General features: G+C 35.3%; 23 protein-coding genes and 1 pseudogene. 6 read left to right on the top strand and 18 right to left on the bottom strand.

Going from position 1 to position 26,451, the window contains the following annotated elements; all coding sequences use genetic code 11:
• Positions 1–103 precede the first annotated feature (103 nt).
• The 4 genes from BOQ62_RS08370 to BOQ62_RS08355 all read right to left on the bottom strand — a co-directional run bounded on the left by BOQ62_RS08370 (position 104) and on the right by BOQ62_RS08355 (position 4,021).
• Positions 104–451, bottom strand: coding sequence for a DUF1801 domain-containing protein (locus BOQ62_RS08370; RefSeq protein ID WP_129038619.1), 348 nt, complete (start codon positions 449–451; stop codon positions 104–106).
• Positions 452–469: 18 nt separating this feature from the next.
• The gene (locus tag BOQ62_RS08365; protein WP_129038617.1) at positions 470–2,308 is read right to left on the bottom strand and encodes an ABC transporter ATP-binding protein; all 1,839 of its coding nucleotides are present in this window, start codon (positions 2,306–2,308) and stop codon (positions 470–472) included.
• 235 nt (positions 2,309–2,543) lie between these two features.
• Positions 2,544–3,464 (bottom strand): M28 family peptidase, encoded by a 921-nt coding sequence (locus BOQ62_RS08360; RefSeq protein WP_129038615.1) that lies wholly within the window; start codon positions 3,462–3,464, stop codon positions 2,544–2,546.
• A 167-nt stretch (positions 3,465–3,631) separates the two neighbouring features.
• Positions 3,632–4,021, bottom strand: a complete 390-nt coding sequence (locus BOQ62_RS08355) for a DUF4293 family protein (RefSeq protein WP_129038613.1) — start codon at positions 4,019–4,021, stop codon at positions 3,632–3,634.
• 143 nt (positions 4,022–4,164) lie between these two features.
• Here BOQ62_RS08355 and rho point away from each other — a divergent pair, with 143 nt between their 5' ends.
• Together rho and BOQ62_RS08345 are read left to right on the top strand one after the other, a co-directional pair.
• Positions 4,165–6,000 carry a transcription termination factor Rho gene (gene rho / locus BOQ62_RS08350; protein ID WP_129038611.1) on the top strand — a complete coding sequence of 612 codons (1,836 nt, stop codon included), beginning with the start codon at positions 4,165–4,167 and terminating at the stop codon, positions 5,998–6,000.
• A 197-nt stretch (positions 6,001–6,197) separates the two neighbouring features.
• Entirely contained in the window at positions 6,198–6,794 is a 597-nt protein-coding gene (locus BOQ62_RS08345; protein ID WP_129038609.1) for a superoxide dismutase, read from the top strand.
• Between the two features lie 71 nt (positions 6,795–6,865).
• On the opposite strand, the gene BOQ62_RS08340 is transcribed toward BOQ62_RS08345, so the two are convergent.
• Both BOQ62_RS08340 and BOQ62_RS08335 read right to left on the bottom strand, forming a co-directional pair.
• On the bottom strand, positions 6,866–7,285 hold the full coding sequence (locus BOQ62_RS08340) for a DUF6146 family protein (RefSeq protein WP_129038607.1): 420 nt from the start codon (positions 7,283–7,285) through the stop codon (positions 6,866–6,868).
• 50 nt (positions 7,286–7,335) lie between these two features.
• Positions 7,336–8,526: an endonuclease gene (locus BOQ62_RS08335; protein WP_129038605.1), complete on the bottom strand. Its 1,191-nt coding sequence runs from the start codon at positions 8,524–8,526 to the stop codon at positions 7,336–7,338.
• Between the two features lie 250 nt (positions 8,527–8,776).
• On the opposite strand from BOQ62_RS08335, the gene BOQ62_RS08330 reads away from it, so the two are divergent.
• Both BOQ62_RS08330 and BOQ62_RS08325 read left to right on the top strand, forming a co-directional pair.
• Complete coding sequence (locus BOQ62_RS08330) at positions 8,777–11,653, top strand: carboxypeptidase-like regulatory domain-containing protein (protein ID WP_129038603.1); 2,877 nt, start codon at positions 8,777–8,779, stop codon at positions 11,651–11,653.
• A gap of 26 nt (positions 11,654–11,679) precedes the next feature.
• Entirely contained in the window at positions 11,680–13,086 is a 1,407-nt protein-coding gene (locus tag BOQ62_RS08325; RefSeq protein WP_129038601.1) for a DUF5689 domain-containing protein, read from the top strand.
• Between the two features lie 1,024 nt (positions 13,087–14,110).
• On the opposite strand, the gene BOQ62_RS08320 is transcribed toward BOQ62_RS08325, so the two are convergent.
• From BOQ62_RS08320 to BOQ62_RS08290, 7 genes and pseudogenes are all read right to left on the bottom strand, one after another.
• Entirely contained in the window at positions 14,111–14,662 is a 552-nt protein-coding gene (locus tag BOQ62_RS08320) for an inclusion body family protein (protein WP_129038599.1), read from the bottom strand.
• A gap of 272 nt (positions 14,663–14,934) precedes the next feature.
• Positions 14,935–15,405 carry a DUF6702 family protein gene (locus tag BOQ62_RS08315; protein ID WP_228377469.1) on the bottom strand — a complete coding sequence of 157 codons (471 nt, stop codon included), beginning with the start codon at positions 15,403–15,405 and terminating at the stop codon, positions 14,935–14,937.
• A gap of 58 nt (positions 15,406–15,463) precedes the next feature.
• Positions 15,464–16,216 carry a TIGR00730 family Rossman fold protein gene (locus BOQ62_RS08310; RefSeq protein WP_052186347.1) on the bottom strand — a complete coding sequence of 251 codons (753 nt, stop codon included), beginning with the start codon at positions 16,214–16,216 and terminating at the stop codon, positions 15,464–15,466.
• An 8-nt stretch (positions 16,217–16,224) separates the two neighbouring features.
• Positions 16,225–16,937 (bottom strand): annotated as a pseudogene (locus BOQ62_RS08305) (NDP-sugar synthase).
• Between the two features lie 91 nt (positions 16,938–17,028).
• Complete coding sequence (locus BOQ62_RS08300) at positions 17,029–17,436, bottom strand: RNase adapter RapZ (protein WP_129038598.1); 408 nt, start codon at positions 17,434–17,436, stop codon at positions 17,029–17,031.
• Positions 17,437–17,509: 73 nt separating this feature from the next.
• Positions 17,510–17,914: a GxxExxY protein gene (locus tag BOQ62_RS08295; RefSeq protein WP_129038596.1), complete on the bottom strand. Its 405-nt coding sequence runs from the start codon at positions 17,912–17,914 to the stop codon at positions 17,510–17,512.
• Positions 17,915–17,946: 32 nt separating this feature from the next.
• Positions 17,947–18,972, bottom strand: coding sequence for an aminoglycoside phosphotransferase family protein (locus tag BOQ62_RS08290; RefSeq protein WP_129038594.1), 1,026 nt, complete (start codon positions 18,970–18,972; stop codon positions 17,947–17,949).
• 228 nt (positions 18,973–19,200) lie between these two features.
• On the opposite strand from BOQ62_RS08290, the gene xrtF reads away from it, so the two are divergent.
• The gene (gene xrtF / locus BOQ62_RS08285; RefSeq protein WP_129038592.1) at positions 19,201–19,731 is read left to right on the top strand and encodes an exosortase family protein XrtF; all 531 of its coding nucleotides are present in this window, start codon (positions 19,201–19,203) and stop codon (positions 19,729–19,731) included.
• A complete protein-coding gene (locus BOQ62_RS08280) occupies positions 19,718–20,170 on the top strand; it encodes an exosortase F system-associated membrane protein (RefSeq protein ID WP_129038590.1) in 453 nt (150 codons plus the stop codon). Before xrtF ends, BOQ62_RS08280 begins: the two co-directional genes overlap by 14 nt.
• Positions 20,171–20,193: 23 nt before the next feature.
• Here BOQ62_RS08280 and BOQ62_RS08275 read toward each other — a convergent pair whose 3' ends face one another.
• From BOQ62_RS08275 to nadC, 5 genes are all read right to left on the bottom strand, one after another.
• A complete protein-coding gene (locus BOQ62_RS08275; RefSeq protein ID WP_129038588.1) occupies positions 20,194–21,192 on the bottom strand; it encodes a cation diffusion facilitator family transporter in 999 nt (332 codons plus the stop codon).
• Positions 21,193–21,249: 57 nt separating this feature from the next.
• Positions 21,250–22,242 carry an aspartate-semialdehyde dehydrogenase gene (locus BOQ62_RS08270; protein WP_129038586.1) on the bottom strand — a complete coding sequence of 331 codons (993 nt, stop codon included), beginning with the start codon at positions 22,240–22,242 and terminating at the stop codon, positions 21,250–21,252.
• A gap of 67 nt (positions 22,243–22,309) precedes the next feature.
• The gene (locus BOQ62_RS08265) at positions 22,310–22,741 is read right to left on the bottom strand and encodes a hypothetical protein (protein WP_129038584.1); all 432 of its coding nucleotides are present in this window, start codon (positions 22,739–22,741) and stop codon (positions 22,310–22,312) included.
• 86 nt (positions 22,742–22,827) lie between these two features.
• Positions 22,828–25,374, bottom strand: a complete 2,547-nt coding sequence (locus BOQ62_RS08260; protein ID WP_129038582.1) for a TonB-dependent receptor — start codon at positions 25,372–25,374, stop codon at positions 22,828–22,830.
• A gap of 208 nt (positions 25,375–25,582) precedes the next feature.
• Positions 25,583–26,443, bottom strand: a complete 861-nt coding sequence (nadC, locus tag BOQ62_RS08255; RefSeq protein WP_129038580.1) for a carboxylating nicotinate-nucleotide diphosphorylase — start codon at positions 26,441–26,443, stop codon at positions 25,583–25,585.
• Positions 26,444–26,451: the final 8 nt, after the last annotated feature.

Here is a 26,451-nt window from a genome sequence, read left to right as displayed (position 1 = left end):
ATTTAACCATAAGAGAATATCAAAATTTAATGTCTAATCAATCTAAAAATGTAGCATAAAGAGTATATAAATTTTGTCTCAAAAATAGTTGCAAGTTCATTTTTTATTTTATATATCTTTTGACCTCCTGAGTCAGATTTAATATAAATTCAACTGGAAGATCCTCTTCTACATCAATGAGAAGGATTTTAAACTTCTTTCTGCCATCCTGAATCAGCTCAGGATAATCGAGTCTGTCACCGTGATAAAAGCTAAGATAATGCTTTTGATATTTTTTGCTGTAATAGAAATAGCACAGCATTTTCTTTTTGTATTTGATGAACGGAAGCCCAAAACTGAACGTTTCTGTAATGTTTTCAGGATCTGACGCCAGAATAGCATCGCGCAAAAATAAAAGAGTACTTCTTTCAGGTTCATCGATTCTGTAGAAATACTCTTGTATAGGATTCATTTTAATTCAATTAAAAGATTAGTCGAAATTTTGAAGCTCAACAAGTTTGTGATAGGTTCCTCTTTTTGCAATCAGGTCATGGTGTGTTCCCTGTTCTACAATATCACCCTTTTCCATTACCACAATCCAGTCTGCTTTCTGAATCGTAGAAAGACGGTGGGCAATGACTAAAGAAGTTCTGTTTTCCATCATTTTCTCCAGTGCATCCTGTACAAATCTTTCGGATTCTGTATCCAGTGCAGAGGTGGCTTCATCTAGGATCATTATAGGTGGGTTTTTCAATACCGCTCTGGCAATAGAAACCCTTTGTTTCTGACCTCCGGAAAGTTTTCCTCCATCATCCCCAATATTGGATTCATATCCCTCAGGAAGCGTGGTGATAAATGCATCTGCATTGGCAATTTTTGCAGCTGCAATCACTTCTTCTCTGGTAGCATCAGGTTTACCCATCAGAATATTATTGTAAACAGAATCATTAAATAATACCGACTCCTGTGTTACCATTCCCAATAGCTTACGGTACTCCTGTAATTTTAAATGTTTGATATCTGTTCCGTCAATCAGAATTTCTCCTTCAGAAACATCATAGAATCTTGCTAAAAGATTGGCGATGGTTGTTTTACCACTTCCACTTTGTCCAACAAGAGCAACTGTTTTCCCTTTTGGAATAGAGAGTGAGAAATTTTTAAGAATCGTGTGGTCTTTATCATAGTAAAAACCAATATTATTAAATTCAATGGAACTATTTAATGTGGAGATCGAAACAGGATTGGGCACTTCGTCAATTTTCACATCAGCATCAAGAATGGCTAAAACTCTTTCGAGAGAAGCTTCTCCTTTCTGTACATTAGAAATAGACTGTGATAAACTTTTCACAGGGGGTAAAATCTGGAAGAAAATACCCAGAAAAACAAGGAAATCAGCAGGCGAAATACTTTGTTCTACAATAATTTGTTTTCCACCATACCAGGCGATAATTAAGAAAGTAACCGAACCTAAAAATTCGCTCATCGGAGAGGCTAATTCCTTTTTTCTTCCTAAGCTTATTGAACTGTTAATCCATTTCTGCATAGATTGCATAAAACGGTTGTCCATTATTTTTTCTGCACTGAAAATCTTAATCACTTTTGTAGATTTTAATGTTTCATCTACAATTGAGAAGATATTTCCCATCTCATTTTGAGCCTGGTGAGAATCTTTTTTCAGGCTTTTTCCGATTAAAGCAATCATCGTTCCCATTACAGGCAATACTAATAGCGAGAAAAGTGTCATTTCTGTACTTAAAAAGAAAAGCGTTACCAATGTGCTGATCAGCATGAAAGGAGCGTTGATCAGTTCCACTAAACTTCCCAAAATGTTACCTTCAACTTCCCCTACGTCATTGGACATACGGGACATCAGATCTCCCTTTCTGCTTTCTGTAAAAAATGAAACGGGTAAAGAAAGAATCTTTCTGTACATGGCCCCACGAAGATCTTTAGTAACCCCTACACGATAGTTGATCAATAAAAACGAACCTAAATATCTGAAAAGGTTTCTCAGTAAAAACATAAAAGCCGTGATCACACAAAGCCAGGCCAAAACATTAAGTGCTCCATGCTCAGTTACTAAGGTTTGAACATAATAATTGGCATATTCTTTTGCGTAAGAGAAGAAGTCTAAAATCTCTCCCGAATATACAGGAGGATGACTGTATTTTTTGGCCTCAATGGTTCCGAAAAGCATCCCCAAAACCGGTAGAATAGTCCCTAAGGAAGCAATCTGAAATACAGAGTACATAAGGTTGAAAAACAAACTTCCGTAGATGTATTTTTGGTGAGGTCTTGCGAACTTTAGTATTTTAATATATTGGTTCATTCAATGAAAAAATTGGATAGCAAAATTACGTAAAATTAAAAGATAAGACGTTCTTAATCCTGTTTTACTTTAATGGATAAGTTCTAAAAATTGTCTTTTTGTTACAACTCAGGGCTATTGTATCTCATTTTTTTGAATCAATAAGTCAGAAAGATACTTAATAATCAGAGGTAATATGTCATTATTTTTTAATGAAAAAACCGCTGTTTAAGCGGTTTTTATATCATGGTTTTATTTAAAATTTTACCTGGTCATTATACTTCGGAGCAAAATTTTTAGGACTCAGCTTGTCCAGAGTTTTTCCAAAGTTATTGATGATCTGCGTCATATTATCAAAGTCTACAATGTTGACGTCATCATTTTCGTGGTGATAATGAGACGCTTTTGTCATATCAACGGTAGAGAATGAGTGAGCAATGATTTTCTTTTTTACAAAGCTTACATTGTCTGAACGGTAAAATAATTGTTGCCTTGCATAAGGATCTGCATTTATTTTTAATCCGTTTACTGCATTTTTATTGAAAAGTTCATCAAGATCTGAGAATCCGTCTCCGGTCATATATAATGCATTTTTCCCCCACTGAGACTCTGTAGCAACCATTTCAAAATTGAAAAGGGCCGTCATTTTATTATAAATAGGATCTAAGTTTTTATCTGTTGAAATAGCTCTTGAACCCAGCATTCCTTTCTCTTCTCCATTAAATGCCATAAATACCATGGAGAATTCCGGTTTTTTATTTTTAAAATAATCGGCGATGCCTACCAGAGTTGTAATTCCGCTGGCGTCATCATCTGCTCCATTATAAATATTGTCTCCTGTTTTATCACTGGTTCCGATATGATCAAAATGTCCTGAGAAACCAAGATACTGATCTGATTTCCCCCTTTTGACACCGCAGACATTGTATACTGTTTTTCCATTATAGTCAAATGGTACTAAATAGGATTTTCCTGTACAGTATTCCAGATTGTTTTCTTTGAAAAGTTTAGCAATATAGTTGGCTGCATTTTCGTTTTCCTGAGTTCCGATTTCACGGCCTTTCATTTCGTCGGATGCCAGTGTAGAAAGGACTGTTTTTACCCTTTCTTTGGAAACTTCCTGTGCAAAGGTAAATATGGAGAAAAGTGATAAAGTAAGATAAGTTAGCTTTTTCATTGTCTTTTATTAAAAGTTATATGATCTGTCGTGGTTTCAGTTAAAAAGTTGCATGAATGTACATAAATTAATTGATCTGACAGAGTAGAATTATAAATAGGAGTAGGTGAAAAATAAAAAACAGCTCCTAAAAAGAAGCTGTTCTCACTCAAAAAATCGTTGTAAGGTTATCGAAGTCTGTCTACAGATTTTACGAGCCTCTCATCTTTGCGGGTGTAAACATTTGCTATAAGCAGACATATCACCGCAATCAATGGGAAAATTGGCTCAATACCCTTCTCAGGAAAATGAATTCCTCCGGATAATTTTAGTAACCAGTACGCCAATACACCAATCAACAAAACGTTTATAATGATGCTGATGGTATTCAGCAAAATTTGTCTTTTTCTGTTTTTGAAACTAAAAATACTTAATGCTCCTATAATAACAAGGGCTATACATCCCAAATTAAGCAAAGGAATACTGTCTGAAATGACAACATCCTGTCCCGTTATAAAAAGGAAAACAGCAGCTAAAACTGCTAATAAAGCCCATATAGTTTGTATTCTCTGTAGCATTGAATATTAAATTCTTGGCAAAAATAACATAAATTTTGCACAATTCAAAAATAAGTGTAGATTTGCATTATACAATGTACTTGAAAACCAAAGTCGCCGGACTTACTTTTCTTACTCACAATTAATTACATTTTTACATAAATATGTTTAACATAGAAACGTTAAGGTCAAAATCCGTAACGGAACTGACTAAAATCTTAAAAGATTTGGGCGTTAAAGTTGCAAGAACCAGCAATGAAAATGACAAGATCTTTGCTATTCTTGACTTTCAGGCTTCTAACCCTAAAGTTGCAAAAGATTATTTCAACGCCACAGAAACTACCAGTGTAACCACTGAAGAGGCTCCAGCAGAAAAACCTGCTAAAGCCCCGGCAAGAAAAGCTGCTCCGAAAAAACCGGCAGCCAAGCCAAAAACAAACACAAATGCAAAAGCTCCGGCAGAAGAACCTAAAGCAGAAGAGAAAGTAGAAGAAAAGGTACCCGCTTCTGAAGAAATAAAACCGGAAGAGCCAAAAGCGGAAGTAGCTGCAGTAAGTGAAGAATCAGCAGCAAATGCTCAAGCTAAAAAGAAAAGAAAAAGAGTTTCTACCAATACAGCTAATACAGAAGTATCTCAGGAAAGACCAGAAACTCCAAAAAACACAGAATCTCAAGAGCCTGCTCAGGCTGAAGAAAAGCCGAACAATCCCCCTCAACAACAGGCTAACAGACCTCAAAAAGGACACAACCATCCACAGAACAGTGGAAACCAACATAAAAACCAAAACCAACAACACCAGCATCAAAACCAAAATCAGAATCAGAATCAAAACAGACATTCTGAAAAGGCAGAGGAGCAGCACGACCATAAAAAAGAATTCAATTTCGATGGATTGGTAAGTATTGAAGGTGTTTTGGAAATTTTACCGGATAACTACGGATTTTTACGTTCTTCAGATTTCAGCTATATCTCTTCTCCGGATGATGTGTATGTATCTACAGCACAGATCAGGAATTATGGGTTGAAAACCGGAGATACCGTGAAAGGAATTGTAAGACTTCCAAAAGAAGGAGAGAAATACTTTTCATTATTAAAACCAACAGAGGTTAACGGACGTGATCTTGCATTCATCAAAGACCGTGTGGCTTTTGAGTATCTTACACCGCTTTTCCCGGAAGAAAAATTCAATTTGGCAGGAAACAATTCTACGATTTCTACCAGAATTGTAGATTTATTTGCACCTATCGGAAAAGGTCAGAGAGCAATGATCGTTGCACAGCCTAAAACAGGTAAAACGATGTTGCTTAAAGATATTGCAAACTCTATTGCAGCTAACCACCCGGAAGTATATATGATGGTTCTTTTGATCGATGAACGTCCGGAAGAGGTTACTGACATGGAAAGAAGCGTAAATGCAGAAGTAATTGCTTCTACATTTGATGAAGCAGCAGAAAAACACGTAAAAGTTGCCAACCTTGTTCTTGCAAAAGCACAAAGAATGGTAGAATGTGGACATGATGTAGTTATTTTACTGGATTCTATTACAAGATTAGCAAGAGCATACAACACCGTAACGCCTGCATCAGGTAAAGTTCTTTCCGGTGGAGTAGATGCGAATGCGCTTCACAAGCCAAAAAGATTTTTCGGAGCAGCAAGAAAAATTGAAGGAGGAGGATCTCTTACCATTATTGCAACTGCATTGATTGATACAGGATCTAAAATGGACGAAGTAATCTTTGAAGAATTCAAAGGTACGGGTAACATGGAACTTCAGTTAGACAGAAAAATTGCTAACAGAAGAATCTATCCTGCTATTGATCTTATTTCTTCCAGTACGCGTAGAGATGATCTGCTTCTGGATGAAGTGACTTCACAGAGAATGTGGATCTTCAGAAAATATCTTTCTGAAATGAATCCTGTAGAAGCAATGGAATTTGTTAATAAGAACATCAAAGGAACTCTGAATAATGAGGAATTCCTGATGTCTATGAATAAATAAATTTAATTTAATATTGTTAAGCGGAAAGCACGGATCATTAGGTTCGTGCTTTTTGTTGGACGTAAATAAAAAAAAATAAAACTTAATTCATTCTAAATCAATGTATCAATGTTAAATATTTATTAAAGTAATCTACAATCCTTGATAATACCTTAAATATTGGTTATTTTTGGGTTATAACATTAAAAATAAAGATTATGTCATTTGAATTACCAAAACTAGGATATGCATACGATGCATTAGAGCCAACTATTGATGCAAGAACTATGGAAATCCACCATACAAAACACCATCAGGCATATATTGACAATTTAAATAAAGCAATTGAAGGAACTGAACTAGCAGGAAAAACGATTGAAGAAATCTGCCAGACAGGAACTGACAAGCCAGCAGTAAGAAACAATGGAGGAGGACACTTCAACCACTCTTTATTCTGGGAAATTTTAACGCCAGGAGGAAGCAAAGAGCCTGTAGGAAATGTAAAAGCGGCTATTGAAAACTATGGTGGTCTTGAGAAATTCAAAAATGATTTTTCTGATGCTGCTAAAACAAGATTCGGTTCAGGATGGGCTTGGTTAGTAAAAAATGCTGACGGTTCTGTATCTGTATCTTCTACACCTAACCAGGACAATCCATTAATGCCTGTAGCAGACGTTAAAGGAACTCCGGTTTTAGGATTGGACGTTTGGGAGCATGCTTATTATTTAAACTACCAAAATAGAAGACCTGACTATGTTTCTGCATTCTTCGATGTAGTAAACTGGGATAAAGTAGAAGAATTATTCAATAAATAATTTTCAGCTATTATAAAAATGAAAAGGTTCAGAATCATTCTGAACCTTTTTTATTAGATGTAATGATGAAACTATCTTATCGCATCACTTCCGGATAATCCGTTCATTCTTAATTTATATTTCCAGTTTACATACACGAAAACCTGATATAATTTATATTCAAACTTGATCCCGTAATTTTCCTTAGGATCGTAATCTATTCCGGATTCTATAACATTTCTGTATCTCCCGGAATTATAATAACTGTTCCATTCATTCACCAAAAATGTGTTTTTTGTTTTCAGATAAGATTCTGTATACTGGCTGATGGGCTTGGCTACAGCACTCAGAAAATAATCAAACTGGGTGTCAATGACTGTAAGATCCCATTCTCCATCTCCGTTTTTAGAAGGTTTCATTTCCTGTTGTTCTTTATCTTTCTTTGGTGTTTCCTGTGAAAAACAGCTGAAAGGAAGCAAAGCAATCATTACTAATAAAATACTATTTTTCATGATAAAGGTATTTACATAAAAAAGCACTCCAATAAGAGTGCCTAACTTTTTTATGGTTCTTTCTGAAGAACTACAAATGCCGGGAAGTGGTCACTGTAGCCTCCTGTAAACTGGTCTCCGTTCCAGGATCTGAAAGGATATCCTTTGTAATTTCCTTCTTTATTGACTAAGTAAGCCGGGGCAAAGATTTCTGCCTTGTATACAGAGTATTCTTTAGTTACCTGATCTGAAATTACGTTTTTAGAAACGATAATCTGGTCAAATAGGTTAGGAGCATCCTGATATGCAAGAGAAGCAACCCCTTTCTTATATAAAGGATACATAAGGTTAAGATAAGGTGTTTCTTCGCTTAAATCTTTAGGGCTTGCCTGAGCTTTCAAATGATTTTTTAAACTTGGGCTTACAGGGTCATCATTAAAATCTCCCATTGCAAAAAGCTTTGTCGTAGGATCTGCTGCTCTTACACTGTCCATTTGTTTCTTTAATAAAGCAGCAGCAGCATTTCTTTTAGGTAATGAAATGGCTTCACCCCCTCTTCTGGAAGGCCAGTGGTTCATAAAAAATGCAACTTTCTCATTATCTAAAAACCCTGTTACCACAAGGATATCTCTGGTGTATTCTCTTTTTCCGCTGTCACCATAGATTACCAATTCTTTTTTTAATGAATTGGTAGGAGTGAATCTTCTTTTCTGATAGATCAATGCTACATCAATTCCTCTGTAGTCATAAGAGTTGTAATGAATGATTCCGTAATCGTATTTTTTTAAAGCAGGTTCGTTCACAAGATCCTGAATGACCTGTCTGTTTTCAACCTCAATTAACCCAACTATTGCAGGAGCTGTTTTGGTATATTGTGCTCCCATTTCAGAAATTACTTTAGCTTCGTTGGCTAATTTTGCTTTATAAATTTTTGACCCGTAGTTTTTTGCACTTTTGGGGGTAAACTCTTCAGAGCCGCTTTGTTCTCTTACTACTTTTTTGCCTTTTAAAGCACCATCACTCCATGGCCCGTCATATTTTTCAGCTTCCAGAAGCTTGATAGAATCCATAGGAATACTTCTGTGAAAAGCAGGATTCTTAATGTCTTTAGTTCCATCGATATAATCTGCTGAACGGATAGTGTCCCAAAGGTTTTCTACATTTAAAAAACCTACAGTAGCTACTTTTCTCAATTTTCCTTGTTGTTGTGAGAATGCCATGATCGAAATGACAATGGCAAACAGAGTCGAAATTCTCTTCATCTCTTTAGAGTTATTATTAATACTATTTAATTTGCAAATTTACTTTTTTTTAATTCACTGTATTTTAAATATTTGTAAATTTAAAAGCAGCAATCTTATCATCACTTATATAATGATTCTTAAAAGATTGCAATGTTAAGAAAAATTTACCTTAAAAAAGTTGTGAATTATAAAATTTGACTAAATTTGTGCCCCCAACTTTTAAACTGTTGAGAATTAATAAGAAAAGTATTAAAAAATTAATATACTCATGATTAAAAAACTATCATTGATCTCTTTATTTACTTTGCTGCCTGCGTCATATTATTATGCGCAGACAACAGTGTTTGCGTATCTTAAGGATGCAGAAGGCAAACCTGTGGAACAGGCAGATGTAGATTTAAAAGGAGCAGGAAATGATGCAAAGGCAGACAAAATCGGTTATTTCCAATTTACTGATTTGATGCCGGGACATTATCAAATTATGGTTACAAAACCCAATTTTGAAACTAAGATTTTTGAATTTGACGTAACCAGTGATGAGAAAAGAAAAGATCTTGGAGTAATTACTCTTTATTCCGCATTGAATGGTGCAGATCAGGGTTTGGCTATTGTAGAGGATTCCGGAGAAAGTGACAGCGGTGGTGCACAGCAAACTGCAACTGTAGGATTACTACAGTCTTCTCAGGATGTATTCAACAGAATTGCAAGTTTCGATTTAGGACCATACTGGTTCCGCCCAAGAGGAATTGATAGCAGAACAGGTGAGAATATGATCAATGGGGTTTCTATGGCCGCTGCAGATAATGGAGATGTAGACTTCAGTACCTGGGGAGGATTGAATGAAATTACACGTTACCCAGAAATCTCTGCTAACCATGCGCCTTCCGAATATGCTTTCGGAGGAACTACCGGAGTATTTTATAAGAATACTAAAGCCAGCGAGTACAGAAAAGGAAGTCAGTTAACGTATTCTCTTACCAACAGAAACTATACGAACAGATTATCTTACAGATTCTCCTCCGGAATGAGCAAGAACGGATGGGCGTTTACAGGAATGATTGCGAGAAGATGGGCACAGGAAGGGATCCAGGATGGTACTGCTTATGATGCTTACAGCGGATATCTTGGTATTGAGAAGAAATTCAGCGACAGCCATACAATGACATTGAATGCCATTGGTTCCAAATATTCAAGAAGTTCTTCAAGCCCAAGTACTCAGGAAGTATATGACTTCAGAGGTGTTCATTACAACTCTTACTGGGGATGGCAGAACGGAGATAAAAGAAATGAAAGAGTAAAAAGAGGTTTTCAGCCGATGATTCAATTACAGGATTTCTGGAAAATCAATAAAAACTCTCAATTATGGACATCTGTTTCTTACCAGTTCGGTAAAGAATACAGTTCAAGATTAGATTGGTACAGAGCCAATAACCCATCTCCAACCTATTACCGTAATTTACCAAGCTATTGGTTAAACTATACCAACCCAGCGCCTGAACAGGCTGCGAACATTGGAATTACCAGAGATTGGTGGACGAATGATGATCAGTCTCATACACAGATCAATTGGGATAATCTTTATAATGCCAACAGAAACATAGAATATAATGCTGCGCTTGGTGGTAGAAGAGCTGCGTATTATCTTGTTGATGATGTAAAAGATGATAAAGTATGGAATTTAGCTACTCACTATACCTATAACTTTAATGATACATCCCGTTTCATCTTAAACTTATCTTACCAAAACTACAGATCTGAACAGTACAGAGAAGTTAACGACCTTTTAGGAGCAGATTTCGCCCTGAATATGGACCCGTTTGCATCCAATACCACTGCAGGAAGTGTTTGGGGTAAATTTAATACCAGAGAAAGCGATACAGATGTTGCCAAAAGAGAAGGTGACAAAATCGGGTACAGCTATATTTTCAGAAGACAGGAATTTAAAATAAACCCTGCTTTCAAATTCGCAACAGGGAAATTTGATGTCTTTATTTCCGGATTATTCGGTTATACAACAAACAGCAGAGAAGGATTGTTCCAGCATTATCTGTATGAGTCTTCTTATGGAAAAGGTGCAGATCAAAACTTCTGGAATGCAGGGGTGAAAGGTCAGGTTACCTATAAAATCAATGGTAGAAACTTCCTGGTTTATAATGGAGCTTACTTTTCACAGTCTCCATTCTTAAATGATATTTATTTTAATACAAGAGTAAGTGGTGTTACGACTCCAGGTATCAAGAACGTTGTTGTTGATGCAAACGACTTGAGTTATGTCATCTCTACTCCGATCTTAAAACTTAGATTGACAGGTTACCTTGTTAATACTCAAAATGAAACAAGTGTACAAAGATATTTCGCACAGGGAGTTAAACTGACAACGCTTACTGAAAGCGGAGATCAGGCTCCTATTCAGGATGGTGCTTTCATTACACAGGTATTGGCAGGAGCTAATAAGAGAAACATGGGTATTGAGCTTGGTGCACAACTGAAAGTTACTCCTACTTTGACAGCGAGTGGATTATTAAGCTTAGGACAGTATACGTATACAAATAATCCTACAGTTTATTTTGCATCTGATGCTGTGGGAACATTCAGAGAGCTTGACGGAAGCGGAAATATCGTATCAAGATCTTATACGAACATGGGGGAAGCTACTCTTAAAAATTACAGACAAGGAGGAACTCCTCAGGAGGCATATACTTTAGGTCTTCGTTACAGCAGTCCTAAATACTGGTGGTTGGGAGCAACATGGAACTATTTCGGACATTCGTTCTTAGATCCGTCTCCGGTAACCAGAACAGCAAGATTCTATACCAACCCTAATACACCGGGAGTACCTTACGATAACGTAACTGAAGAAGAGCTGGCAAGAGTTCTTACACCTACAAAACTACCTTCAGCATTCTTCTTTAATGTGAATGCAGGTAAGTCCTGGATGATTGGTAAGTATTATGTATTGGTGTCTGCATCTGTAAATAACATCCTTAATAACAGAAACTTTATTACAGGTGGATTTGAGCAGACAAGAAACGTTAACTATACTGACTATGCTAATGATTATGACAGTGGAAACATGGTATTCGCTCCTAAATATTGGTATAATCAGGGTAGATCTTATTTTGTGAACCTTCAATTCAGATTCTAAAAAAATTAAATTAAAAATCGAAAACAATGAAAAATATATATTTTAAAGCGGCGATCTTTAGTGCCATTTCAATGCTGGCATTCTCGTCTTGTGTAAAAACTGATGATTATGATGTGCCGGAAATCAAATGTACCAACAAATTTGCAGCAGCTAATCACCAGTTATCAGAGCTTGCAACCATTGCAAAAGTAAAACCTGCTGAAGCTGATATCATTAAAGAAGATTATATCGTTGAAGCGTATGTTTCTTCAAGTGATGAGTCTGGAAACATCTACAAAATGATGTTCCTTCAGGATAAGCCTGAAAACCCAACTCAAGGTATCGAAATTGATATTGATGGTGGTAACCAGTATCTTGATTTCCCAACAGGAGCTTTAGTAAGAATCAACCTGAAAGGATTAATCGTTCAGGGGGTTAATGGAAACATTAAAGTAGGTTCTTATGACCCTAACTATCCAATCGGTAGAATCAACCCAAATAAAGTTTCAAACTACGTTGCAAGAGTTTGTGACGGACAAAAGCCAGTTGTAGCTGCAATGAAACCATTAGAGTTCGCTTCTATCTCTGATGCCCTTAAAAATGGTGCTCACATCAACCAGCTTGTAAAAATTAAAAACGTTCAGTTTGAAGATCCGGAATTAACAAAAACTTTTGCTGATGAATCTGCTACAGGTGACCGTTATATTACAGATAAAAAAGCAGGAAGATTAGACCTTCGTTTCAGTAACTATGCAACTTTTGCGAAGTCTCCGATCTCTCCTAAATATGCAAAAAGTGGTGATATCGTTCTTCTTTTAAGCCGTTATACAGGTACAAGCAACACTACAACTTATACAGAACAGGCTTATATCAGAACTCTTGATGATATCAACTTCCCGAACGATAGATTCAACCCAGGTGAGCCGGAAGCTCCTTCTGCTTCTGCTGTAAACCTTTTCGCAGGATCTGATTTCGAAAACTGGGCAACTTTCTTAACAAGTGTAAACAGCTTCGGACTTAAGCCTTATGCTACACAAGGTGTTGGTTTAGGATACAATGGTACAAATTCACTTCAAATCAAAGGAACACCTACAGCTAACGATTATGTATTTACATCTATCGCTACTACAGGAATCCCGGCTGTACCGAAGAGAATTACCATGTATATCAAAGGTACTGCAACTGGAAAAACACTTTCTTTCAACGTATATAAAGCAGGTGGAGGTTTCTACGTATTTAACTTAGGAACATTCTCTACGGGTGCTACTTTAGGAGTAGAAAGTGCTAACTCTTACACAGGATCTATTAATACAAACGGTCAGTGGAGATTAGTTGAACTTACTCTTACAGGTATTGCTGATATTAACACAACAGCCGGAAAAGATATGTTCGCTATCAAAACCGGAACTGGTGGAGTTTATGATCTTCAGATCGATAATATCAAAGTTGAGTAATATATTAAGGTATTTTTATTAAAGGCGACTGATTAGTCTAAATAAAAAGGCTGTTTTCACAAGTGAAGACAGCCTTTTTTTATGTTTTTGAGGATTTTTGGTTTTATCAAGTCATAGACTTATTCACTTCTGAGGTTCATCTTTACTTCTTGCTCAATATCACTTTTATTATATTTAAAAGGTATTCCAGACAATGACCATCCAACATCATAATAATTATAATTTTTATAGATATGATATTTATTTAAAGAATCAGTAATATCAAATTTGTCTAAAATCAAATATCCATTTCTGATATTCACAGAGTCATAAACAACGAGATATTTTCGTCCATTGATGAATTCTCCGTCTTGATGAGCATTTCTAATAACTCCTTCCTTATAACTAAATGCAAAATCATTCCCCTTTTTACGTGCTCTGTCTCCATAATAAACAGAAGTAATTTCTCCTACAGTATATTTGGCATTTTTAAGTATTATTGCTGTTGGCGGGCTTATAGACTTATACTTAAAAAATATATGATCCAGCCTATACTACAGATCATTATTATTAAGAAAACCTTATTCTCTCTCTTCATTAAATAAAAATTATTGTATTTCCTGATTAACAACATTCCCTGCATCATTAACAACAACTTGTACACCAATGTACTTGCTGTAATTGATTAGTCCTGAAATATCGATACAAATTAAATAATAATAAATAATAAACCAGAGCAAATTTATTTTTGCCTTGATGTTTTATACGTCTTCATTTTTAAGTTCGACTGTTTATACATTTGATTTGGCGTTAAATAGTGATTTGAAAAATGAGGTCTGAATTCATTCGAACAATATTGCAGTCCCTTGTCAGAGTGATGAATCAGAGATTCTCAGCTAATACATTGTCCTTTAATAACTTCTTCAAAGCCATCAGGTTACTTTCCATATTGAGATTATCTGCAACATAATGTCCGACGATGTATCAGACGGAACACGGCTAAAAAACAAAAATCACTGCTGGTGCAGTGATTTTTTATTTCCTTTTATTTAACTGTAATTGTTGGATCCCAGTAAAAGTAACCGTACAGAATCTGTTTGTTACTGTCATTTGGATCTAAAATATAAAGTCCAAACTGTACATAGAAATTCTCTTTTCCTGTAGCTGCTACCTTCGAGTCAATGCTAGCAAAAGTTATATCTGCTGAGGTTGCAGGGAGACCGTTTAAAGATTTTACATCTGGTACTGCAGCTTGCTTTCTTCTGACAGAATTGTATACGAAATTATTAAAAACCTGATCTCCCGACCAGTATTTAATATTATAAATAATAACTGCGTCATCCGAATTCTGATAAATTGAAGTTCCTCTGAACGAAACTACATCTCCGGCTCTTGCGCTGAAGTTGAGGTCAGCAGAACCCTGTCCTGAGATGGCATTGGCATTTGAAACAATCATGTGCTGGCTGTTATGGTCAATTCCTACAGGTTTATTAGGATCTTTACTTGGAGTTTTATAATTTGCTCTTACATAATCTGTGTCAATTACGATCAGGACATCTATTGCCTGACTGGATGATTTAAGTTCTATATCTTCCATGATATTTAGTTTTGTTTGGTGTTTTCTTACTCATTGGCTTTTCAGATTCCGCCCCGTGATTAAAGTGATCCGGCTTCACCCGTTGGGTTGTAATTACTATACAAATGTACATTCTTGAAAATGAAAATATTAGAGTGTAAATGCTGAAATTTGAGATTAGGTATTTGTACTTAATTTATCTCTTTTATGTGATTTTTTATTAGTCAAAAAAAATACCCTGAAAAGTTCAACTTTCAGGGTACTCATTTATAATGGTTAAATCTAATTCACGTTTAAAAAGAAACCTCATTCACTTCTTTTCCTCTTTGGAAGTTCATTGTTTTCTGGCTGCCTTTGTAGGCAATATTCACCAGATTGATCTGCTTAGGAAAAGCGCTTAAAAGGATCGTGTTTTTAATCTTTAAGGTATTGATATCCGAAACCCCTCCGGTTTCAAAATATACCCATACAGTTTCTCCACTGACCTGACTTCCGGTAAAGGTTATCGTTTTAGGAGCCCCATTGACAAATACATCAAAATTATTGTTCACATATTTTTTTACCTCTGCCTCAAATCCTGCCGTATTCGGGTTGATTTTAATCGCGTCAGAGATATGGCTTGTATTCATTTTTGTGGTAAACTTCAATGTCTTGCTTCCATCAATATAGTCCACTTTGGTCATTGAAGAGAAAAAGTCTACATACATAAAACTCATTAACACAAAAAATGTTAAAATTCCTGATATATATAAAAGTTTTTTCATCTTAATTAATAGATTTACAATCATAGTTGTTCGTTATAAGTCACAAATAATATGCCAATTAGAAATTTACATTCACAGAATATTTATCATAAAAAGCTTTAATATGTGCAACAGCCTCATCAGCCGTATCTACCACACGATAAAGATCCAGATCATCCTCAGCAATCATGCCTTCTTTTAACAGAGTGGCCTTGAACCAGTCCAATAGGCCTCCCCAAAATTCACTTCCTACCAAAACAATTGGGAATTTACCAATTTTGTTAGTTTGAATCAGGGTCATCGCCTCAGTCAGTTCATCCAGTGTACCAAAACCTCCGGGCATTACTACGAATCCCTGAGAATATTTTACAAACATTACTTTCCTTACGAAGAAGTAATCAAAATTCATGGAGTAAGACTTATTGATATAAGGATTAAAATGCTGTTCAAAAGGAAGGTCAATATTAAGTCCGATAGATTTTCCCTTTGCATTAAAAGCACCTTTATTTCCTGCTTCCATAACCCCAGGACCACCTCCGGTGATAATTCCGAAACCTATTTTGGTGATTTTTTCAGCAATATCTACAGCCATTTCATAATATTTGTTCTCCGGCTTCAGTCGGGCAGAACCAAATATAGAAACACATGGCCCAATTTTAGCCAGTTTTTCATAACCATCTACAAATTCAGCCATGACCTTGAAGACCATCCAGCTGTCTTTAGCAATTGTTTCGTCCCAGGTTTTTTGTCTGAAACTGTTATGTAGTTTTGTTTCGTTAATGTCAAGTTCCGGATTTACTAAACTTTCATCCCTAGTTCCATCAATTTCCATTGCAAAATTTATTTAAAATGTTTTTCGGCTTCTATTACAGAGGATGGTCTTCCGACATCGATAAGGATACTGTCATGTACAAAGCCATGTATATGCTCGGTTTGCATCAGATCCAGATATTCTTCCATAACAGAAAATTTGCCTGTTCTTTTTATTTTTTCGAAGATGACAGGATTGATGCAGTGAATTCCGCTGAAAGCAAGAGCTTTAAAGCCTTTGTTGAATTCCGCCAGTCTTTGTTCACCCGTTTGAACATTGAGCCAGCCTCTCAAAACCATATCATCATTGAAAAGGAGTTTTCTCGAACTTTCTCTGTCCGAAACCGCTAAAGTAGCAAAATCTTTTATCTTTTTGTGGTATTCTACCAATGCATTGATGTTCAGGTCTGTTAGAATATCAGCATTCATGATTAAAAAATCTTCTCCGTGATCAAGAAATTTTCTTGCAAAATCAAGCCGCCCCCTGTTTCCAGAAGTTCATTGGTCTCATCAGAGATTTCGATTTTGCATCCGAAATTATTATTTTTATTTAAAAAATCAACAATCTGATCTCCAAAATGATGGATGTTAATGACAAAATCCTTTATACCAAAACTTTTCAGGTAAGTGATATTTCTTTCCAGAAGCGGAACTTCGTTTACTTTGGCTAAAGCTTTCGGATGGTGATCTGTAAACGGTTTAAGTCTGGTCCCTTTTCCTGCTGCGAAAATTAGAGCTTTCATTTTTATAATTGATAATGGTAATTGATGAATGATAATACTTTGTATCATCAATAAATGACAATTAAATCATTTATCAATGATCACTTATCATTTATTGATTGAGTTGCGGTTGTTCATCATGATGAAGAGTTACCGCTGTTCCTTCAGGATATTTTTCTTTGATGAATTCTGCGATTTTTATAGCGGAATATACTGATCTGTGCTGCCCGCCAGTACATCCGAAATTGATTTGCAGATGTTCAAAACCTCTGGCAAGATAATCGTCTATATTGATGGAAACAAGAGATTTTATGAGTTCTAAAAACTTAGGCATTTCCGTTTTTGTTTCCAGATATTCCTGAACTCCGATGTCATTTCCGGTCTGGATTTTATATTCTTCAATTCTTCCGGGATTTAAAATTCCACGGCAGTCAAACGCGAAACCTCCGCCATTTCCTGAATGGTCTTTAGGAATTCCTCCTTTCTTGTAAGAAAAACTGTGTATCTCGATGTGTAGCATATTCTTTTTATTTTTTAAACCATTAAGATTTATTTAGGTTTTAAGGTAAGTTAAGATTTTGATAAATCAAAATTTAGTCAGGAAGCTCTTTGAAAAATTCATTAATAAAAGGTTTCATTGACTTTGTAATATTGTTAGAGAAAAAATTAATAAGAAGTCCCTGTGGCTTTTTAAGAACTTTCATGTAAGTGAGTAATTGTGCCTCATGGATGGGTAAAACATCTTCTACAGCTTTTAACTCTATAATAATTATATCGTTGACGAGGAGATCTACAACAAGCTTTGTCTCAATTTCTACCCCTTCATAATTGATAGGAAAATATACTTGTTGTTTAACATCATAACCATTTTTAGTAAGTTCGATTTTTAAGCATTCTTGATATACACTTTCAAGCAGGCCAGGACCAAGTGTCTTATGGACTTTAATAGCAAAGCCTGTAATTTCATATGACAATTGAGTAACTTCTTTTTTGGTCATAACCTTAATATTCTTAATGACTTAAATATTTCTTAATGGTTCAAATTTATAATTTCCTCAATTTTTTGCTTTGTCTTCTCTGATGTCAGCTGCTTGATCACTTTCTTCAGTTCCGGATAATGATCCATCAGTTCCCATGTATCAGCAAATTGGGTGATATTCTGGATTCCTTTTTCAAGGCTGGCCATGAAATGTTGCTTTCTTTGAATCAATCCTCGGAATCCATAAGCTCCTAAAACCTGTAAAAATCTCATCATCTGAATAGGCATTACTGCATTTTTCAGCTGAATTCTTGTTTCAGAATCTTCGAACTGCTGAATATAGAATTCCAGCATTTCCTGTTTGAAATCTTCCGGGAAGTTAGCTTTAGCCTGAAAAAGAAAAGAGGTGACATCGTATAGTAATGGACCTTTCATTGCTGATTGGTAATCGATGAAAGAGACTTCATTTTTTTCATTCACCATGATATTTCTTGCCTGAAAATCACGGATCATAATTCCTTTAGGTTCAAGATTTTCAACGAGTTCTGCAATCTTTTTGAACTCTTTCAGAAGCGTTGATTTGTTGTATTCCAGCTCCAGAACATCGGCTACAAAGTTTTTAAAATAATAAAGATCATGAATCACGGGAAGTTCATCATAACTTTCATATTCAAAGGTTCTTGAAAAATCAATTTTTCCCTGGGTCTGTTTTTGCAGTTGAAAAAGCTTTTCTAATGTCTGTTGTACCAAATCTTTTACATTAGGAGATAATTGTTCCTTTGTAATTACCTCGGAAAGTGTTTGTTGGCCTAAAAACTCCTGGATGTACATCTTTCTATCATCAGTAATAGCAAGAATAGAAGGTGTATTAAGGTTCAGACTAGAAAATACTTCAGAATAATAAAGGAAACTTTCATTTTCCGGAATATTCTCATTGTAGGTGATGATGTATTTTTCAGAACCGGCTGAGGCCAGAAAATTGACCCTAGCAGAGCCGCTTTGAGCTAATGTGACGAATTCGGAAGATTTTTTACCTATATGGTTTTCAAAAAATCGTTTTGCGTTTTCAGAAGTCATAATATGGAAACAAATATACTAAATTAACATGGAGTTGGAAATAATCGTTTAAAGAACTGATATATAATGAAAAAAGAGGATTGTTAGCAGCTTTAAAATATTGATTTTATTAAACGTTTTTGAGAAAATTATTACGTTTTATCTAGATAATTGTCGGTTTTGGGTTTTGATTTTTAACTTTCTTTGTTCAGATTCAGGATATTACATGCTAATTTTTATCTTTGCATTATGCTGAAAGACTTTAAACCTGTTTTAGGTATTTTATTGCGTTTTATTATTGTTTATCTGGTGCTGCTTTTTGCTTACCAGCTTTATTTGAATAGCGGTAAAGATTCCGGTTTGGATCCTTTTTCTAGGATTATTGCGAATCAGGTAACTTCTATACAGAATGTGCTTGGATATCCTACACAGCTTTACGATGATGTAAAGAATGAACAGGTTTGGTTTTATGTCAAAGACAGATATGAGACAAGAATGGTGGAAGGCTGTAATGCTATTTCTGTTATCATTCTGTTTGTATCCTTTGTTTTTGCATTTTATAAAGGTGCAAAGACTTTTGTATTTGTGGGAGTAGGGTTGGTTTTATTATATATCATGAATATCCTTAGAATTGTAGGGCTGAATATTGTGATGTCTGATTATGAGCAATACGGAAAAATGTTTCACGACTTTATTTTCCCTGCTATCATTTATGGAACGGTAGTTTTGCTTTGGCTGGTCTGGATTAAATTTTTTGCTTTACAACATGAGAATTCTTAATTGGCTTTTGGTTATAGCAGGAATCTGCGGATTGATAGGAGTGAGAGCTCTGGAGGATACTCTTTTTTATGATCCTTTCCTTAATTATTTTCATGAAGCAAATAAAAATATTGAATTCCCTGCATTTGAGTGGGGGAAACTGATTGGAGGACACTTGTTCAGGTTTCTTTTGAACCTTCTGTTTTCCTGTCTGATTATTTATGGTTTATTTAAAAACAGGCAATGGACATTGCAGGGTGCTTTGATGATTACTATTGTCTTTATGATATCGCTGCCGATTTATCTGTATTGTATTTCAGACAGATTCGAAATAGGATATCTTTTTTCTTTTTATATGAGAAGGTTCGTCATCCAGCCTTTGATCATATTACTGGTTGTTCCGATGTTTTATTACAGAAAGCAGATGCTTAGTAAAGAAAATAAAGGAAACCAGGCATAAAGATTTAATTGAATATTCCTAAATTATTCTACAGTGTGTTTATCCACACTGGTCACATTTTCCGGGGTCCATTCTACCCGTTTTACAAAATCTTTTTCGCGTACGGGACACTCTTTGATCTGGCAGATTGAACATGAAATAGGTTTACAGTCGTCCATATGGAAATTGAATTCAATAGTACGCTTGATGTTTTTGGCAAGAAGAATGATTACTTTTTCCATTTCGCCATGGGCATCACGAAGATCATAATACCACGGAAGCGTTATATGAGCATCAATATGCAGTGAAGAACCAAACTGCTGGATTTTCATATTGTGTACATCTATCCATTCTATCTGCCTGTTTTCTTCAAGAATTTTAATGACCTGATTTAATATTTCAGGATCCTGCTCATCCATAATTCCGCTTAAAGATTTTCGGACGATTTTATAGCCTACAAATATGATATAAAGTCCGAAAGTAAGTGCTACCACAGAGTCTAGCCAATAAATTTTAGTAAAATAAACAATGATTAAACTGGCAACCACTCCAAGAGTCGTAATCGTATCAGATTGAAGATGTTTTCCAGATGAAATCAGAACCAGAGAATTTTCTCTTTCTCCTTTTTTAATAGAAATATATCCTAACATATAATTAATAACTGCAGTGGCAGCAATAATCCATATCCCAAGATCAATTTTACTTAGTGTTTTTCCTACAATAAGGCTGTGAATTCCTTCATAGATGATCATACTGCCGGCTATGGCAATCAAAGCTCCTTCAATACCGGAAGTGACGAATTCTACTTTTCCGTGTCCATACGGATGGTCTTCGTCTTTAGGCTTAGCAGCAAGATGAAGAGAATACAGTCCCATGAATGCACTTATGACGTTAACAATACTTTCCATGGCATCGGAAAATACGGCATCGGAATTGGTGAGTTTCCAGGCAATAATCTTTCCGATAAAAAGGATCACTCCAAATACTGCAATAAGTTTTTGGAATCCTATTTTCTCTTTGTGGGTATTTTTCTGGGTATTCATATAGAGTTTGATAAAAAAAAGAATCTCAATTTTGAGACTCTTTTTTATTTTGTTAGTTTATACTAAGTTATTTGCTACAAGGTATTCTGCGATTTGTACAGCGTTTGTTGCTGCTCCTTTCCTCAGATTGTCTGCTACAATCCAGAGGTTGAGCGTTTTGGGCTGCGACAGATCCCTTCTGATTCTTCCTACGAAAACTTCGTCTTTTCCTTCAGAATATAATGGCATCGGGTAGTGGTTGTTTTTCACATCGTCCATTACGATTACCCCTGGAGTTTCAGATAAGATTTTTCTTACTTCATCCAATTCAAATTCATTTTCGAACTCAATGTTTACACTTTCTGAGTGCCCACCCTGAACCGGAACTCTTACCGCAGTTGCTGTTAAGTTAAAGGTATCATCACCTAAAATTTTCTTAGGCTCCTTCATCAGTTTGATCTCTTCTTTTGTGTAATCATCATCTGCAAATACATCACAGTGTGGCAATGCATTTTTGAAGATCTGATAAGGATATACTTTTTCAGTAGAATCATCTCCGCTGATTTCACCGTTTAACTGGTCTACAGCAGCTTTACCAGTTCCTGTTACAGACTGATAAGTAGAAACGATTACTCTTTTTAAATCATATTTTTTGTTCAAAGGTCCAAGAACCATTACCAACTGAATGGTAGAACAATTCGGATTTGCAATGATTTTATCTTCTTTTGTTAAAACATCAGCATTGATTTCAGGAACGACTAATTTTTTGTCAGGATCCATTCTCCATGCAGAAGAATTATCAATTACTGTTGTTCCAGCTTCCGCAAATAAAGGAGCGAATTCAACAGAAGTAGAACCACCTGCAGAGAAGATTGCAATATCCGGTTTGGCAGCTATAGCGTCCTTCATGCTTACGATGGTAAATTCCTTCTGTTTATACTTCACCTTCTTGCCTACAGATCTTTCGGATGCTACCGGGATTAATTCTGTTACAGGGAAGTTTCTCTCCTCCAAAACTTTAAGCATAACTTGTCCAACCATTCCTGTTGAACCTACTACAGCTACTTTCATTGATTTAATTAAAAATTTAAGATTAAACTATTTATAAATTATAACGCATATAATTTCTTTATATTTTTTAAGCCCCAAAGACTCTCATCCAAGGGAATGCGAATGCAAATAAACCTACTGCAATCAGACCCATAAATACCACTCCTAAAGAGATCGTATCATTGGATTTTACTTTTTTGTTAACAATAGTCATCAAAACAGCTGCAATAAGCATAGAAAACGGATGTTCAACATATTGGAATCTCAATGCTGCATTTTTCATTACTTCTCCCATGTTTAATCCTTTGCTGAATGTGGTGATCAGCATAATGATTCCCAATAAAAACTGAACGTGGAAGAAAATCATCGTGAAAAGTGTTGTTTTCTTCAAAAATTTGTTCACTTTTCCACTGAAACCGAACATGGTAGCTAAAAGTGCAATGATAAATAATGTGACCAAAAGAATTTCAAGATACCCGAATCCTTTATGGGCATTAAGTAAAATGTTGTAAAAATCCATACTTTCTATTTTTTGTACACAAAGATAACAAAAATCCCGGCTCAAAGCCGGGATTGATATTTATAAAATCTAATATTGTGATATTATTAGAAGTTGAATGATAAGGTTGCTGCCCAAGTTCTTCCGAATCCGAAATACACCTGGTTACCTGTAGCAACTCCGTTATATAACTTACCTGCTTGTTCGTAAGTTGGAGCATTAGCAGCAGTACCAGTTTTATCATCAGCATGAATAGCTGTTAGAGATTCTGCGATATAAGTTGTATCAAACAAGTTGTAAACGTTTCCTCTGATTGTAAAGTACTGTGAAGGATTGTTTAGTTTGATTTTATAAGAGATTCCTAGGTCAAACAAATGATAATCAGGAAGCTGAAGAGCTCCTTTAGCAGATGCACTACTGTAAGAGTAAACATCTAGTGAAGAATATAATTTGTTAGCATATCTCCAGTTCATATCTACTTTCAAATCTTTAACTGGAGTAACAGTAATACCTAATGCAGCAGTCATCTGAGCAGATTCTCCTACTTTTACTTTATCTAAATTAAGTGTTAGTTCATTAGAAGTATTTCCTGGAATAATGTATGGTGAATTATCTGTATCGTTGAAAGTGGTAGCATTTGCAGTTCCTTTATAACGCCAGTCTCCTATTGAGAACATACCGTAAGCAGATAAGAATTTGTTAAGAACTAGATTAGCATCAAATTCAATACCTTGGTGAATTTCACTTATGCCATTAATTTCAGCATAATAAGTTGTTCTTACATTTGATACAGGGTCAGTATAAGACAATCCTGTTTTTCTTTGGTATCTGTCATCCCAAGTAGTTCTGTAGATGTTTACATTAGCATTGAATTTAGAAGATCTAAATCCATATCCAAGTTCAGCTCCAAAGATTTTTTCATTGGTTGCATCTGGAGAAACCACATTTTCATTACTTCTATAAATAGAGTTAAAGAAAGGTTGTTTTTCATAATATCCTACATTACCAAATACATTATGGTGTTCGTTGATGTTATAGTTTAATCCCCCTTTGATGTTGTAACCAGTTAGGTTTTTGTAATCAGTTGTTGTAGGCATGATAGTACCATTCTTAGATTTAGTAACATTATCAATGATGAAGTTATCTATTCTCTGGAACCCTTGGTTAGAAACTGATCCTTGTACAAATGCTGAGAAGTCATTCTTTGTGTACTCCAATTGTCCGAATGCTCCATACCAAAGTACATTAGAATCATTACTATAACCGATTCTGTTATTGATATCCATTAATTTACCTCCGAAAGGATTCCATTTTGGATCTGTACCTTCTGTTGCTGTTACAATATTATTACCAATATTTTTGTTGTTTTTATCAAGATATCCAGATCCTCCTAATAAGTCACTAACTACCTGATAGTGGTATCCTTGGTAGTATCTAGCATCAACCCCTGCACTGATTTTGAAGTTTTCATTGAAACGGTGATTGAAAGAAGAGATTAATCCAAACCAGTTGTGAGAATTAATAGATGCATTTCTGATTAATATCCCTTTTGTAGGGTTTGAAGCTTGGTTAGCTGCATAAATTGCATCAAAGTTATAAAGTCCAGTATTAGGATCTCTGAAAGTACTCAACGATTTTCCATTTGCTGTACCTGTTGTATTGGTACCACCACCTCTACCAAAAGAAGCATAAACAACTGTATTAAGTTTTGATTTTTCACTTATATTCCAGTCCCAGTTTAAAGACATTACTGGCTTGTGGTAATAATTTACTCTTGCAGAGTACTCTCTACCGTTTAAATAACCCCAATCAGAGTTGTACTTTCTATCTGGTGTTCCATCGTGGTCCTGATTGTAAAGAATATAGTTATCAATTGTAGATGCATAAGATCTTTGGTTGTGCCATTGTGGAGCTCCAGTAATTGTGAATTGGAAATCATGATTACCTCCAGGTTTCTGATATCCTAATGCAAAATAATAGTTATATCCTTCGAATTTAGTCCCATCTGCATACATAGAACCAGCTGTTCTACTCATTAAGAATGAAGAAGACCATCCTTTTGCAGATTTACCAGTGTTATATGCAAATAGAGATTTTACATAGTCATTATTACCTACACCTAAAGAAACAATTCCTCCTTGTTTTTTATCAGAAGCTCTTGTCAGGATATTTACGGTACCTCCAATAGATGCAATAGCTAATTTCGATGAACCAAGACCTCTTTGAACCTGCATTGCTGAGGTTACATCAGATAATCCAGCCCAGTTAGACCAATAAACAGAGCCGTTTTCCATGTCGTTAACTGGCATACCATTTACCATTACAGCAATATTGTTTTGACTGAATCCTCTAATGTTTAATTTAGAGTCTCCAAATCCACCACCACCTTTAGTTGCATATACAGAAGGTGTAGTGTTAAGGATTTCAGGGAATTCCTGATTTCCTAATTTTTCAACAATTTGAGCTTCCTTAATTGTTGAAACTGCCACTGGAGTCTTTCTATCTTTAGCGATATCAGCAACACCAGTTAATACAACTTGTTCAATATCATTGGATTTTGTTTTTACAGTATCCTGAACTTGTTGAGCATAATAAACACTAGCTGTTGATAAAGTAATTATCGCAGATAGCATCGATTTGTTGATTAATTTCATAATCGTTAGTAATAGTTAGATTTAATTTTCTGCAAAATTCGCAAAATAAAATTTAACTATTATTAACTCAATGTTAATTTTTAATCAGTCTTAATAATGTTAATATGTTGAAATTCAATATTATGGCTAAAAATTGAATTTTTGTATGAAAAAAGTCATGTTATTGAATTTTTAACAAAGTGGGGGTGTTTTTGTTAAAAATTCAATGCTATTTCACTGCTTTGAGACTCAAATCTATATTCTCAGCAGAGTGTGTAAGGGCTCCAGCAGAGATAAATGTAACTCCTGTAGAAGCAATTTCTTTCAGCATATCACGGGTAATTCCTCCTGAAGCTTCGGACTCGCATGAGCCATTGATCATTTTTACAGCCTGCTTCATGGTTTCAATATCCATATTATCAAGCATAATTCTGTCAACTTTCGCATTGATGGCCTCCTGAACTTCCTCAAGGTTTCTGGTTTCAACTTCTATTTTTAACTTTTTCTTATTCTTTTTAACGTAATCTTTTGCCATTGCTACTGCATTGGTGATGCTTCCGTTGTAATCGATGTGATTGTCTTTCAGCATAATCATATCATAAAGACCATACCTGTGATTGGTCCCTCCTCCAATAGCAACAGCCCATTTTTCGCATATTCTGAAGTTGGGAGTCGTTTTTCTGGTATCTAAAAGTTTAGTTTTTGTACCTACTAACCTTGAGTCCCAGTCGTGAGTAAGGGTTGCGATACCGCTCATTCTTTGGATACAGTTAAGAACGAATCTCTCCGTAGAAAGGATAGATCTTGCACTTCCTGTTACGATAAGGGCTACATCTCCGAACTTGCAAGGAGTTCCGTCTTTAATGAAAACTTCAACTTTTAAATTTTTATCAAAAGTGTTGAAAATGATTTCAGCCAGCTCAACACCTGCAAGAATACAGTCCTGTTTAACTAAAAGCTTTGCACTCTGTACAAGATCCTGTGGAATAGTGGATAGGGTAGAATGATCACCATCCTGAATATCTTCTTCAAGAGCATTTTTTATAAATGTCTTTAATGCTTTATCTGTAACGTATGCTGGTCTTTTCATTGTGTGAT

Origin of the sequence: Chryseobacterium sp. CH21, assembly GCF_004119445.1 — a bacterium.
In the GTDB taxonomy this organism is placed as follows: domain Bacteria; phylum Bacteroidota; class Bacteroidia; order Flavobacteriales; family Weeksellaceae; genus Chryseobacterium.
The sequence above is the reverse complement of the archived record's forward strand: the minus strand, read 5'-3'. Positions and strand labels throughout refer to the sequence as shown.

Excerpts from the sequence above, each read along its gene's own strand:
- BOQ62_RS08265 (WP_129038584.1), bottom strand. The coding sequence starts at position 22,741 with ATGGATTTTTACAACATTTTACTTAATGCCCATAAAGGATTCGGGTAT.
- rho (WP_129038611.1), top strand. The coding sequence starts at position 4,165 with ATGTTTAACATAGAAACGTTAAGGTCAAAATCCGTAACGGAACTGACT.
- BOQ62_RS08290 (WP_129038594.1), bottom strand. The coding sequence starts at position 18,972 with ATGACTTCTGAAAACGCAAAACGATTTTTTGAAAACCATATAGGTAAA.
- BOQ62_RS08335 (WP_129038605.1), bottom strand. The coding sequence starts at position 8,526 with ATGAAGAGAATTTCGACTCTGTTTGCCATTGTCATTTCGATCATGGCA.
- BOQ62_RS08340 (WP_129038607.1), bottom strand. The coding sequence starts at position 7,285 with ATGAAAAATAGTATTTTATTAGTAATGATTGCTTTGCTTCCTTTCAGC.
- BOQ62_RS08345 (WP_129038609.1), top strand. The coding sequence starts at position 6,198 with ATGTCATTTGAATTACCAAAACTAGGATATGCATACGATGCATTAGAG.
- BOQ62_RS08325 (WP_129038601.1), top strand. The coding sequence starts at position 11,680 with ATGAAAAATATATATTTTAAAGCGGCGATCTTTAGTGCCATTTCAATG.
- nadC (WP_129038580.1), bottom strand. The coding sequence starts at position 26,443 with ATGAAAAGACCAGCATACGTTACAGATAAAGCATTAAAGACATTTATA.
- BOQ62_RS08320 (WP_129038599.1), bottom strand. The coding sequence starts at position 14,662 with ATGGAAGATATAGAACTTAAATCATCCAGTCAGGCAATAGATGTCCTG.
- BOQ62_RS08315 (WP_228377469.1), bottom strand. The coding sequence starts at position 15,405 with ATGAAAAAACTTTTATATATATCAGGAATTTTAACATTTTTTGTGTTA.
- BOQ62_RS08360 (WP_129038615.1), bottom strand. The coding sequence starts at position 3,464 with ATGAAAAAGCTAACTTATCTTACTTTATCACTTTTCTCCATATTTACC.
- BOQ62_RS08310 (WP_052186347.1), bottom strand. The coding sequence starts at position 16,216 with ATGGAAATTGATGGAACTAGGGATGAAAGTTTAGTAAATCCGGAACTT.
- BOQ62_RS08370 (WP_129038619.1), bottom strand. The coding sequence starts at position 451 with ATGAATCCTATACAAGAGTATTTCTACAGAATCGATGAACCTGAAAGA.
- BOQ62_RS08365 (WP_129038617.1), bottom strand. The coding sequence starts at position 2,308 with ATGAACCAATATATTAAAATACTAAAGTTCGCAAGACCTCACCAAAAA.
- BOQ62_RS08300 (WP_129038598.1), bottom strand. The coding sequence starts at position 17,436 with ATGCTACACATCGAGATACACAGTTTTTCTTACAAGAAAGGAGGAATT.
- BOQ62_RS08270 (WP_129038586.1), bottom strand. The coding sequence starts at position 22,242 with ATGAAAGTAGCTGTAGTAGGTTCAACAGGAATGGTTGGACAAGTTATG.
- BOQ62_RS08355 (WP_129038613.1), bottom strand. The coding sequence starts at position 4,021 with ATGCTACAGAGAATACAAACTATATGGGCTTTATTAGCAGTTTTAGCT.
- BOQ62_RS08295 (WP_129038596.1), bottom strand. The coding sequence starts at position 17,914 with ATGACCAAAAAAGAAGTTACTCAATTGTCATATGAAATTACAGGCTTT.
- BOQ62_RS08280 (WP_129038590.1), top strand. The coding sequence starts at position 19,718 with ATGAGAATTCTTAATTGGCTTTTGGTTATAGCAGGAATCTGCGGATTG.
- BOQ62_RS08330 (WP_129038603.1), top strand. The coding sequence starts at position 8,777 with ATGATTAAAAAACTATCATTGATCTCTTTATTTACTTTGCTGCCTGCG.
- xrtF (WP_129038592.1), top strand. The coding sequence starts at position 19,201 with ATGCTGAAAGACTTTAAACCTGTTTTAGGTATTTTATTGCGTTTTATT.
- BOQ62_RS08260 (WP_129038582.1), bottom strand. The coding sequence starts at position 25,374 with ATGAAATTAATCAACAAATCGATGCTATCTGCGATAATTACTTTATCA.
- BOQ62_RS08275 (WP_129038588.1), bottom strand. The coding sequence starts at position 21,192 with ATGAATACCCAGAAAAATACCCACAAAGAGAAAATAGGATTCCAAAAA.